Here is a 12,782-nt window from a genome sequence, read left to right as displayed (position 1 = left end):
TCTCATGAGAACAAAAACCTTTTTACTACTATGCATTGCATTTATCACACTGTTTATCGGCGTTTCCACTCTTCAAGCCGGTCATTATTACTATAAGCAAATCTCCCTAAAAGATGGTCTTCCCTCTACCGTGAGATGTATTTTAACGGACAAACAAGGATTTGTATGGATTGGAACCCGTTCCGGACTTGGGCGATATGACGGACATGAACTCAAAAAATATATTCATCAGGCAAATAACCCTCATTCCATTCCTCACAATTTAATCTACCAGATGATAGAAGACGTACAAAACAATATATGGATTCTGACAGACAAAGGAGTGGCACGTTATCAGAGGCAAAGCGATGACTTTTTTATACCGACTGATGAGACAGGAAATAATATCATCGCCTACTCCGCCTGCCTGACTGATGACGGAGTGTTATTCGGTTCGAAAAATAAAATCTTTTTCTATAATTATCAGGATACCTCTTTACGCCTCCTACAAACATTTGACTTAGAACCCAATTATAATGTGACTCTACTAAATCTATGGGATAAACACACATTACTCTGTTGCAGCCGGTGGCAAGGACTACTCCTGCTCGACCTGAATACCGGAAAATGCCGACGTCCTCCTTTCGATTGTGGAAAAGAAATCATGAATGTACTCATAGACTCACAAAAAAGAATCTGGGTAGCTCCCTACAATGGAGGGCTGAACTGTCTGACACGCGACGGTAAACTACTGGCTACATATACTACCCACAACTCCTCTTTAAGCAACAATGTCATACTAAGTCTCGCCGAACGGGAAGGAGAAATCTGGATTGGAACAGACGGAGGAGGCATTAATATTCTCGACCCGGAAACAAGACGTATTTCGCTGTTGGAGCATATGCCCGGAAGTGACAACTACTCACTCCCCGCTAACTCTATTTTATGTCTGTACAACGACTGCAACAATAATATGTGGGCAGGTAGCATCCGTAACGGACTAATCAGCATCCGGGAAGTTTCCATGAAAACGTATACAGATGTACCTCCCGGCAACGACCGCGGACTAAGCAACAATACCGTTCTAAGTCTTTTCCAAGAATCCCAAGACCAAATTTGGGTCGGTACAGACGGAGGAGGCATCAACAGCTTTAACCCACTCACAGAGAAATTTATCCATTACCCTTCCACCTGGGAAGACAAAGTAGCCTCTATCTGCCAGTTTACTCCCGGCAAATTATTAATTTCTCTTTTCTCACAGGGAGTATTTATTTTCAACCCGGCAACAGGAGAAAAACAGCCTTTCACCATTGTTGACGCTAAAACGACAGCACTCTTGTGCAATCGAGGCAAGGCTGTAAATCTACTTCGGAACACTCATCACAATATTCTGTTCCTTGGAGAACATATCTATATATATGATTTGAATACACGTACTTTCAGTACCGTTATAGAACAAAAAGAGCAGGAAATTATCGGTGCTCTTTTACCGATCGACAATTATAAGAATATCACTTATCTAAATGATACGAAGCACATATATGAACTGGACAACCATACCAACCGACTGAAAGCCCTGTACAGATGTTGGAAAGATACAACGATCAACTCTGTTGCACGAGACGAAGAGGGAAATTTCTGGATTGGAAACAACTACGGATTGGTACACTACAATCCTGCCACCAAAATACAGACACCAATCCCGACCTCTCTATTTAGTGAAATCACATTGATCGCATGCGACCAGCAAGGAAAAGTATGGATAGGAGCCGACAGTATGCTTTTCGCTTGGCTCATCAAAGAGAAAAAATTCGTTCTATTCGGTGAATCAGACGGTGTAATCCAAAACGAATATCTTTCCAAACCTCGTCTATTAAGTATGCGGGGAGACGTCTACATGGGTGGAGTGAAAGGGTTACTGCATATTAACAGCAAAATACCATTAACCACTTCCGAACTTCCCCAACTCCAATTATCAGATGTCATCATTAATGGAGAGTCAGTAAATAACGAATTAACGAATCATCCAACAGGGATTTCTGCTCCCTGGAATAGTAATATCACTATTCGAATCATGTCGAAAGAGAAAGATATTTTTCGACAGAAAGTGTACAGATACCAAATAGAGGGGCTGAATGACCAGCAAATCGAATCATACAATCCCGAACTGGCCATACGTTCACTTCCTCCGGGAAGTTATAAAATCATGGCATCCTGTACCGCCAAGGATGGTAATTGGATTCCCAGTCAGGAAGTACTGGAATTGACCATCCTTCCTCCCTGGTATCGGACATGGTGGTTTATTCTTTGTTGTGCCGTTTTTATTGCTGCCGCTATTATCGAAGCTTTCCGAAGAGCATGGAAACGTAAAGAAGAGAAGTTAAAGTGGGCAATGAAAGAACATGAGCAACAGGTATATGAAGAAAAAGTACGTTTTCTTATTAATATCAGTCATGAGTTGCGTACACCTTTAACGTTAATATACGCACCACTTAACCGGATGTTGAAATCCCTTTCTACCGAAGATACACAGTATTTGCCAATAAAAGCGATCTACCGTCAAGCGCAGCGAATGAAAAACCTTATTAATATGGTACTCGATGTACGCAAGATGGAGGTTGGAGAAAGCAAATTGCAGATACAACCGTATGTTCTCAATCAATGGATTGAACATGTATCCCAAGATTTCATCAGTGAAGGAGAAGCAAAGAACGTCCATATCCGTTATCAGCTTGATCCACATATCGATACTGTAAGTTTTGATAAAGATAAGTGTGAGATTATTCTAAGTAATCTGCTTATCAATGCCTTGAAACACAGTCCGCAGGATGCAGAAATAACAATTATGTCGGAGTTGCTTTCCGAAAGGAATAGCGTACGTATCTCCATCATTGACCGGGGAAACGGATTGAAACAAGTAAATACACAGAAACTCTTCACCCGTTTCTATCAGGGTACAGGAGAGCAGAGCGGCACAGGGATCGGACTGTCTTATTCCAAGATTCTGGTAGAACTACACGGAGGTTCCATTGGTGCACAAGATAATCAGGATGCCGGTGCGACATTCTTCTTTGAACTGCCCTTAAGACAACAATCGGAAGAGATTATCTGCCAACCGAAAGCATATTTGAACGAATTAATGAGTGACGATAGTAAAGAACAACAACCGGAGGAAGATAATTTCGACACGAGTCCTTACAGTGTTTTAGTAGTGGATGATAATCCGGACTTGACGGACTTCCTGAAAAAGTCACTGGGAGAATATTTCAAACGGGTAGTGATTGCTTCGGATGGTGTGGAAGCCCTTCAACTGACCAAAAGCCATGCCCCGGATATTATCATCAGCGACGTGATGATGCCGAGAATGAATGGATATGAACTATGCAAAAATATAAAGGAAGATATTACGATCAGTCACATTCCTATCGTTCTGCTGACAGCAAGAGATGATAAACAAAGCCAGTTGAGTGGTTACAAGAACGGGGCGGATGCTTATCTGACTAAACCTTTTGAGATAGAAATGCTGATGGAAATCATTCGCAACCGGTTGAAGAACCGCGAATCTATCAAGAAGAGATATTTGAATACAGGACTAGTCCCTGCGCCGGAAGAAAGCACCTTTAGCCAGGCAGATGAAACATTCCTGTTGAAACTGAATAAAATTATCCTGGAGCATTTGGATAGCAGTCATCTGGATGTCACTTTTATTTGTAAAGAGATAGGTATGAGCAGAGCCTCCCTTTACAATAAGCTGAAAGCTCTGACCGATATGGGAGCCAATGATTACATTAATAAATTCCGGATGGAGAAAGCGATCACCTTAATCACCAGTACTGACCTGTCGTTCACGGAAATTGCCGAGAAGGTCGGTTTTACTACTTCACGCTATTTCAGTACGGCTTTCAAACAATATACGGGAGAAACGCCGACTCAATACAAAGAAAAGCAGAAACAGGAAAGGAAAAAAGAGCAATAAGAAGCTACCCGGAAAATAAATATTTTTTAGGCACGGATTACACAGGTTTCACGTTTTTTTTATAGTTGTTTTATGATAACTACCATTTTTAAAACCGTGAAATCCGTGTAATTCGTGCCTAACATTTTAATATATTGCAAGTTTCATTGCTTACTCAACCATTGACTTTTTTATAGTCTTCCAGGAACTTCTTCAATCCCGAGTCAGTCAGCGGATGATTGAGCAATCCTTTAATAGCGCTCAACGGGCAAGTAGCAACGTCAGCTCCTACTTCTACACATTCGATAATGTGTTTCGTATTACGGATGGAAGCAGCCAATACCTGTGTTTTATAGTCATACGTACGATACATACGTACGATATCTCCCACAAGCCTTACTCCATCTTCACAAATATCGTCCAGACGGCCGACAAAAGGTGAAACATACGTAGCTCCGGCTTTAGCTGCCAGCAATGCCTGCCCTACTGAAAAGACTAATGTACAGTTCGTGCGGATTCCCTTTTCCGTGAAATGCTTGATAGCTTTAATGCCATCGGCAATACAGGGAACTTTTACTACGATGTGCGGATTGAGCGCGGCAAGTTCTTCGCCTTCACGAATCATTCCTTCATAATCGGTTGCTATCACTTCGGCACTTACATCTCCGTTGACGATCTCGCATATTTTAATATAATGCTCACGCTGATTCTGCGTTCCTTTGATACCTTCTTTCGCCATCAGCGAAGGGTTGGTAGTCACTCCGTCAAGTACTCCGAGGTCATAAGCCTCCTGGATTTGCTCCAGATTAGCTGTGTCAATAAAAAACTTCATACTCTTAATTTTTAATGGTTAACGATCTAATAGTCAAAGATAAGAATTTATTTTTATTCATCCCTGATTAAGCAATCGTAATTGACGAATCAAGATATACATCCTGAATGGTATTCAATAATTCCACCCCTTCGTTCATTGGTTTCTGGAACGCTTTACGTCCGCTAATCAATCCCATACCACCGGCACGTTTGTTGACAACGGCTGTAATGACAGCATCACGCAAATCTGATTCTCCGTGAGATTCTCCACCGGAGTTAATCAAACCAACGCGTCCCATATAGCCATTGGCAACCTGATAACGGCAAAGGTCAATCGGGTGTTCGGAAGCCAGTTCGGTATACATACGTTCGTCTACCTTGCCGAAGCCGATGGCTTTGAAACCACCATTATTAGTAGGAAGTTTCTGTTTTACGATATCAGCTTTAATAGTCACTCCCAGACGGTCGGCCTGTCCTGTTAAATCGGCAGCCGCATGATAATCGACAGCACCTTTCTTGAAATCATTATTACGCAGGTAACACCAAAGAATGGTTGCCATCCCCAGTTCGTGAGCATATTCAAAAGCATTGGCAATCTCCACGAGCTGACGGCGGCTCTGTTCCGAACCAAAATAGATGGTGGCTCCTACCGCTACTGCTCCCATATTCCAGGCTTCTTTGACTGTACCAAACAGTACTTGGTCGAAAGTGTTGGGATAAGAAAGTAGTTCATTGTGATTCAACTTGACGATAAAAGGTATTTTATGGGCATATTTACGTGCTACGGAACCAAGGATACCAAAGGTAGAAGCGACTCCATTACAGCCTCCTTCAATAGCCAGTTTCACGATATTCTCCGGATCGAAATAGATCGGATTGGGAGCAAACGATGCTCCGGCAGTATGTTCGATGTCCTGATCGACAGGAAGTATGGATACATAACCGGTATTTGCCAGGCGGCCATGTCCCAACAGCGTTTGCAGACTGTTCAATACTCTGATGTTCCGGTCCGAATCAATCCATACTTTATCTATTGTATCGGGAGACGGAACGTGAATCAGTGATTTATCAATGGTTTCGCAAGTGTGGTCCAGGTAATAACAGGCCTTATCTCTTAATAATTCTACTACTTTACTCATAACTTCATTTTTTAATGTGTAACTTTTCTATTTTTTCTTTCCCTGATTGGCTACTGCTTCCATCAGTTTTTTGATCTCTTCCGGGTTTCCCAGGAAATAGTCGTTGGCCACATTCAGGTTTTCATCAAACTCAAAAACGTAAGGCACAGCAGTAGGCAGATTCAGTTTTATGATATCTTCATCGGAGATATTTTTCAAATGTTTTATGATACCCCGCAGGCTATTACCATGAGCCACAACCAATAAAGTATGGGCCGTTTTCAGGCTGGGGAATATATCACTTTCCCAGTAAGGCATGATACGTTCAATGGTATCTTTCAATGATTCGGTACGAGGTAACTCCGTGTCGGGCACTTCATGATAACGGTAATCAAAACGCGGGTTTCTCAAATCACTCTCCGAAAGCGGATTGGGAGCTATATCATAGCTACGACGCCACACAAGCACTTGTTCTTCTCCATATTTCTCGGCAGTCTCGGCTTTATTCAATCCCTGCAATTCACCATAATGCTTTTCATTCAGGCGCCAGTTTTTCTCTACAGGTATCCAGTCCAGATTCATCTTATCGAGAACACAGTTCAAGGTTTTCACCGCACGCTTCAAATAGGAAGTATAAGCCTTATCGAAATTGAAACCATATTCTTTCAATGTCTCTCCGGCTTTTTCAGCTTCGGCAACTCCCTTTTCTGTCAGATCGACATCTGTCCAGCCCGTGAAGCGGTTTTCTTTATTCCATGCACTCTCTCCGTGACGAAGTAATACTATCTTTTTCATTTCTAAAATTCTCCTTTCTTCTTTTTATATATACAACAGATTGTTTCTTCACAAAGTTCACTAGAAAACAAATAGTTGTCAATACCCAGAAATAATGATTCTTTCTGCAAAAAGAATCCACTCGATAATCATTGAAAGAATATATGCAAAGAATAACTTGCTCATATAGGTAAACACTTTGTTTCCCAACTTTCTTTAGGATGAAGCAATACTATCTTTTTCCTTTTTAAAGCAAAATTCAACAAAAATGATTATTTTTACGAGCTAATTATTGTCTAACTATCAATAATACAAATTCATTTTGAAAATAAGCGAACAAAACAAAGGTGCATTCCTGCATAAGTTGATGAGCAAGGCGAATATAGGCTGGTGGGAGGCTGACTTAAAAACAGAGACGTATAAATGTTCTGAATTGATCTCCGAGTTGCTCGGATTAGAGGAAGACGGCGTAATCAGTTTTGAAGATTTCAATCAACGTATCCTTAGGGAAGATCAAAGCTACACCACTTTTCCTTCTTTTGACGAACTGCAACAGACAACTGAAGAAGTCTATTTATTTGACACCCCTAAAGGTAGCATATGGATTCGCAGTAAAGTGTGTTTTGAAGAAACAGACGAAGACGGCAATACCAAAGTATATGGCATAGCCGAAACACAAGAGGGAATTCGTATAGCATCTGCTCATCAGGCTCTACAAAATAGCGAGCGTATCCTACATAATATTTATAAGAATCTCCCGGTAGGCATTGAATTATATGACAGAGAAGGCCGCCTGATTGATCTGAATAAGAAGGAACTGGAAATGTTCCACATACGTACCAAAGAAGATATTCTAGGAATCAATCTTTTCGATAATCCTATATTACCGGATGAAATAAAGCAGAAACTTAGAGATTATGAAAATGTAGATTTCACATTCCGGTATGACTTTTCCAAGGTTGACAGCTATTATTCACCGGAGAAATCGACAGGATTCCTCGATTTAGTAACCAAAGCAACTACTCTATACGATCACAATCACGAGCCTATCAATTATCTTTTGATTAATGTAGACAAGACCGAAGATACAATTGCCTATAATAAAATTCAGGAATTCGAGAGTTTCTTCGATTTGGTGGGAGATTATGCCAAAGTAGGTTATGCCCACTTCGATGCTTTGAGCCGGGATGGGTATGCCTTGCGAAGCTGGTATAGAAATGTTGGTGAAGAAGAAGGTACTCCATTACCGGAAATCATCGGCATTCATTCTCATTTCCATCCGGAAGATCAAGCGGTCATGATTGACTTTCTGGATAAAGTAGTGAAAGGGGAAAGTTCCAAATTATGCCGGGATGTCCGCATCCGCAGGGCAAATGGTAACTATACCTGGACACGGGTGAATGTATTAGTCAGAAATTATCAGCCGCAGGACAACATTATCGAAATGTTATGCATCAATTTTGATATTACTCAATTGAAGGAAACTGAACGGATGCTGATCGGCGCCAAAGAGAAAGCCGAAGAAGCCGACCGGTTAAAATCTGCTTTTCTTGCAAATATGAGCCACGAAATACGTACTCCGCTTAATGCAATAGTAGGTTTTTCTAGTCTGCTTGAAGAAGCGGAGGATGCAGAAGAGAAACACCAGTATGTTACCATCATTGAAGAAAATAATAAGTTACTGCTACAACTCATATCAGATATCCTCGACTTGTCAAAAATCGAAGCCGGGACTTTCGATGTTATCCCGGAACAGGTGAATGCACAGCAGCTCTGCAACGAACTGTTTCAGGCTATGCAAATGAAAGCGACACCACAAGTAAAAATTCTTCTGGCTCCGGAATTACCGGAACTTATTTTCACAAGTAACAAAAACAGATTATATCAGGTATTGCTAAATTTCGTAACCAATGCTTTGAAGTTTACTTCTAAAGGCAGTATCATTATTGATTACCGGATTAATGGGAATGAAGTACGATTCTCCGTCAAGGACACAGGAATAGGCATTGCTCCGGAAAAACAAGAAGCTATCTTCACCCGGTTTGTGAAACTGAATAGTTTCATTCCCGGTACCGGTCTGGGACTTCCTATCTGTCAAAGTATCATCACACAATTGGGAGGTAAGATCGGAGTAGAATCGGAACCGGGAAAAGGTTCTTGTTTTTGGTTTACACATCCGCTTCATTAGAAGCGAATTTCAACCGGTGCTCACTACATATAACCAGCCAAAAAATAGTTATCGATTTCTCTTTAAGAAAATACGGTCTGTTATAGTGTTCGGAAGTTCCGATTCATAGTGCGTCACCATAATCATCGTCTTATCCCTACGCTGGCAGAAAGCTTCGATAACTTTCTTTACCCGGCGACGATTATAGGTATCCAATCCATGAAGCGGCTCATCCAGAATGAGCAGTTCGGGGTCTTTGACGAAAGCTCTTGCCAGCAAAGCCAAACGCTGCTCTCCGCTGGAAAGTTGCAGGAAAGGTTTATCTTTCAAGTCTGCAATGCCGAATATATCCATCCACCATTCACAGATAGCCATCTGCTCCGGTTGAGGACGTTTGTACAGACCGATACTATCATGCAGACCGCTGGCTACGATTTCAATAGCCGGCAAGTTTTTGAGATAAGCACGGTGCATCTCCGGACTTACATAACCGATGTGTTTCTTGATTTCCCAAATACTTTCTCCTGTTCCGCGTTTACGTCCGAAAAGACTGATGTCGCAAGCGTACGATTGCGGATTATCCGCACAAACCAAACTCAATAATGTAGACTTTCCTGCACCGTTCTCGCCACTCAATGCCCATTTTTCGCCACGAGACACCGTCCAGTCCAGTTCTTTCAGAATGGTTCGGTCACCATAACAGATGCTGACTTTATTCAGTTTTACTACTTCATCCGAGTCGTAATTGTTGCCGTCATAAGGCAAATCAATAATCCGCTTCTGCAAGTCATCGAAAGAGGTAGTCACATCTCTGCTACGAAAAGCGTTCAGATAGGCTTCACGTTCCATTTTAGGAAAGACTTCCATCTTATCCACAGGAATAACATGAGTGATAAATGAAGGGATATCATCCAACATGGAAAGTACCAGAATGATCTGCACGGACGACATTTTCGTCAGGCGTTCAAGTAAAGAGAATAACAATTCGCGTGTAGGAGCATCCAGTCCGATGAACGGATTATCCATTATTAAGACACGGGGAGCTGTTAATAAAGTTTTGGTAAGTTGGAATTTACGCAATTCACCACTGGAAAGAAGAATGATTTTCTTATCAAGTAACGGCTCGATACGGAAGAGTTCAAACAGTTCATGTTGCAGTTGTTCGTCTTTGATTTCTCCCAGCATTTCACGAACATCGGGAGCCTCATCCTGATCGTGAGCGTTCCAACGCTGCTGATAGTAGTAATTGGCATCAGCTGCTCCGTAAGTATCGCGAAAGGCAATGTATTTCACATTATCATAAATAGTCTGGGTGGCAGAAGGGGAAAAATCATATTGTACAGTTCCTTCACGCAATGGATATTTTCCGATGAGAGTGTCTACAAAAAGACTTTTACCACCACCGTTGGGACCTACAATGGCTATGTGTTCGTTCGCTCCGATAGTTGCCGTGATAGGTTTGGCTAAACGCACAAGCGGGTTGCGTGCTACGCCCCCCGCCATGCAGAATGTATTTTGACTCATATTCTTTTATTCTGTTTCGTTATTGCCCGCAAAGGTAACAATTTTATCATAAAAGCCGTCTATATACAAACATATTCTTATCATTTCTATTGATTGGATAGCTTTAGTTCATGGAAAAACAAAGCTTCCTTTATTTAGTAAATCCGTAAGGAGGACATTCAAAATTGGTTATATCGAGTTGATATTCCATCATGTCTTTCAATTCGTGTACCGGACGTTCAAGTTCATAGGGTATCGGTTGCTTGCTGAATTGCCCGAAGTAAAGTAAACAGGCATCCCGCCACCAGACTGCATCACGTGACTGAATCTTCAAACGATGTTGTACTTCCTGAAAACGTTCGGAATCGATATACGGCTTCATACTATCCCACACTTTCTGAAAGTTTCTCACTTCTTTTACGCCACGGTCATACGCATAACACATTTCTGCCCAAAGCGTACGTCCACTCTTCATCTGATGGTTCCAGGAAACATGGTGAAACCAGAGAAGCAGGTTTTCCGGGCAAGTATCCACGTTGTCCAATTCTTCACACAGCGGGGAATGATATTGCCCGGTAGCATTACTTCCCGTACTGCTACGGTCGAAACCGATTCCTAAACTGTCAGCACGGTGATAATAGGAAGGCATCCAGTCGGGACGGGCACCGGGAATATCGCACCAGGGTTCCGGTCCGTAATGATGCCCCCAAGCAAAAATATGATGTAAACCGAGCGGCATCATGTAGTCTACCACTGCTTCTCTCGACTCTTGGAGAAGTTGAGAGTTGAGAAGGGAGAGTTGAGAGTGAAGTTGTTGTCTCTCTTTTGGAGATATTTCATTGACGGAATCGTTGTACGGCTGTACGGCAACTGGAAGAAAAGTCTGCCTCAACCATTCTTCACCGATCTGCTCGGAAGAAAGTGAATGTTTCCATGCCAAACGACCGAAAGCATACCAGTTGGCTTGGGCAAAAGGATGTCCGCACCAATTGATGTCATCACCGATATTGGTGACACCGGCAATAGCTGTCAATGAATGGGGAAACAAAGAACCATCCGTCACACGGGCAATGGTGGAGCCTTCACCCTGTATGTATGTATCGCTATCCAGACACTCTTTCCACATAGGTGCAAGAAAAGCAAGATGGTTAGAAAAACCGAGATATTCCTGTGTTATCTGGAATTCCGGCATCACGGGTGTTTTCTTCATGGCTCCGAATAACGGGCTGAACGGTTCGCGGGGCTGGAAATCAATCGGGCCGTTCTTTATCTGCACAATGACATTGTCGCGGAACTTTCCGTCCAAAGGTTCAAATTCAAGATAGGCTTGTTTGGCCCGATCGCTGTCCGTGGGCGAGTAAACGAAAGCACGCCACATGACGATGCCGCGATAAGGTTTCAATACATCGGCAAGCATGTTCGCCCCTTCGGCATGAGTACGCCCGTAGTCACACGGTCCGGGTTGTCCTTCGGAGTTTGCTTTCACCAAAAAGCCTCCGAAATCGGGTATCAGCGAATAGATATCTTTGGCTTTTTTCTTCCACCAGGCAATCACCTCTTTATCCAACGGATCGGAGGTGGATAAACCACCTAAAGCTGCCGGGGAAGAAAAGTTAATTGAAAGATATATTTTCAAACCATAAGGACGGAAGATGTCTGCCAGAACTTTGACTTTCTGCAAATAATCATCAGATAGTATCTTAGGACTTGCATTGACATTGTTTATCACAGTAGCATTGATACCGATGGAAGCATTGGCGCGTGCATAAGCTTCATAACGGGGAGAAACAACCGACGGGAGTTCGTCCCATTTCCAAAGCGAATGTCCGGCATAGCCACGTTCGATTGTACCGTCTAGATTGTCCCAATGATTCAAGACGCGAATCCGGTAATCCGGTTTTTCGGAGACATTTAAAGACTTCAATGTTGATTCGGATAATTGCCCGGTGGCTTGCAGACGAAGCAGATGATAAGTTCCGTAAAGTATTCCTTGCTCACCGGAAGAAGTGATTGTCAGATGGTTACCGTCTTTAGAAGCGCGGATGATGTACCCGTCATTTCCTAATGCACGCAGTTCCTTATTTTTCTGTATTTCCAGCGTTATGGGGATTCCTCCCTGCCAGAAGTTCCGCAATTCGGAAACGGCGATATTTAATGTGGGAGACTGTTTCTTATTCATTATTATTGCTTTTGCTCCCGTTGGATAACGAAGCCACAAAGCGCTCCCATCTTCCGCATGAATAGAGAAACAGCTAAAAAACAGGACAAATGTCAATATAGATATAATCCTCATAAGTAATAGTTCAAAATTCGTTTCACGAATGGGTATTTAAGGGTTAAATGGGAATTTATCGGTTAAATAAGAATTTATCGGTTTTACAATTATATATTTATTGGGGGTGCCCTGAAAGGGCTTAATTATATAGCGTAGGGCAACGCCCTACGAAAAAAGCACACCAGCCACAAGCCCTGA

At 42.2% G+C, this 12,782-nt stretch carries 7 protein-coding genes; 2 read left to right on the top strand and 5 right to left on the bottom strand.

The genetic code is table 11. From position 1 onward, the window contains the following. Positions 1 to 4 precede the first annotated feature (4 nt). Complete coding sequence (locus KFO40_RS19575) at positions 5 to 3,955, top strand: response regulator (protein ID WP_195436576.1); 3,951 nt, start codon at positions 5 to 7, stop codon at positions 3,953 to 3,955. Positions 3,956 to 4,109: 154 nt separating this feature from the next. Here the strand turns inward: KFO40_RS19575 and fsa are convergent, their stop codons facing one another. From fsa to gpmA, 3 genes are all read right to left on the bottom strand, one after another. Beyond that, a complete protein-coding gene (gene fsa / locus KFO40_RS19570) occupies positions 4,110 to 4,766 on the bottom strand; it encodes a fructose-6-phosphate aldolase (RefSeq protein ID WP_004312675.1) in 657 nt (218 codons plus the stop codon). A gap of 67 nt (positions 4,767 to 4,833) precedes the next feature. Next, positions 4,834 to 5,886 carry a class I fructose-bisphosphate aldolase gene (locus KFO40_RS19565; protein ID WP_004312676.1) on the bottom strand — a complete coding sequence of 351 codons (1,053 nt, stop codon included), beginning with the start codon at positions 5,884 to 5,886 and terminating at the stop codon, positions 4,834 to 4,836. A 27-nt stretch (positions 5,887 to 5,913) separates the two neighbouring features. Next, the gene (gene gpmA / locus KFO40_RS19560) at positions 5,914 to 6,660 is read right to left on the bottom strand and encodes a 2,3-diphosphoglycerate-dependent phosphoglycerate mutase (protein WP_211146713.1); all 747 of its coding nucleotides are present in this window, start codon (positions 6,658 to 6,660) and stop codon (positions 5,914 to 5,916) included. A gap of 346 nt (positions 6,661 to 7,006) precedes the next feature. Here gpmA and KFO40_RS19555 point away from each other — a divergent pair, with 346 nt between their 5' ends. Beyond that, entirely contained in the window at positions 7,007 to 8,827 is a 1,821-nt protein-coding gene (locus KFO40_RS19555; protein ID WP_192920712.1) for a PAS domain-containing protein, read from the top strand. Between the two features lie 48 nt (positions 8,828 to 8,875). Here the strand turns inward: KFO40_RS19555 and KFO40_RS19550 are convergent, their stop codons facing one another. Next, positions 8,876 to 10,330 carry an ATP-binding cassette domain-containing protein gene (locus tag KFO40_RS19550; protein ID WP_118220083.1) on the bottom strand — a complete coding sequence of 485 codons (1,455 nt, stop codon included), beginning with the start codon at positions 10,328 to 10,330 and terminating at the stop codon, positions 8,876 to 8,878. Positions 10,331 to 10,460: 130 nt separating this feature from the next. After that, positions 10,461 to 12,602, bottom strand: a complete 2,142-nt coding sequence (locus KFO40_RS19545) for an alpha-glucuronidase family glycosyl hydrolase (protein ID WP_211146712.1) — start codon at positions 12,600 to 12,602, stop codon at positions 10,461 to 10,463. Positions 12,603 to 12,782 lie beyond the last annotated feature (180 nt).

It is taken from the genome of Bacteroides sp. 1001302B_160321_D4, assembly GCF_015667765.1.
Classification (GTDB): Bacteria; Bacteroidota; Bacteroidia; order Bacteroidales; family Bacteroidaceae; genus Bacteroides; species Bacteroides xylanisolvens.
Note: the sequence above shows the minus strand (reverse complement) of the source record. Positions and strands in the feature narration are given on the sequence as shown.

Coding starts and splice junctions, on each gene's coding strand:
- KFO40_RS19550 (WP_118220083.1), bottom strand. CDS start 10,330: ATGAGTCAAAATACATTCTGCATGGCGGGGGGCGTAGCACGCAACCCG.
- KFO40_RS19555 (WP_192920712.1), top strand. CDS start 7,007: ATGAGCAAGGCGAATATAGGCTGGTGGGAGGCTGACTTAAAAACAGAG.
- KFO40_RS19545 (WP_211146712.1), bottom strand. CDS start 12,602: ATGAGGATTATATCTATATTGACATTTGTCCTGTTTTTTAGCTGTTTC.
- fsa (WP_004312675.1), bottom strand. CDS start 4,766: ATGAAGTTTTTTATTGACACAGCTAATCTGGAGCAAATCCAGGAGGCT.
- KFO40_RS19565 (WP_004312676.1), bottom strand. CDS start 5,886: ATGAGTAAAGTAGTAGAATTATTAAGAGATAAGGCCTGTTATTACCTG.
- gpmA (WP_211146713.1), bottom strand. CDS start 6,660: ATGAAAAAGATAGTATTACTTCGTCACGGAGAGAGTGCATGGAATAAA.
- KFO40_RS19575 (WP_195436576.1), top strand. CDS start 5: ATGAGAACAAAAACCTTTTTACTACTATGCATTGCATTTATCACACTG.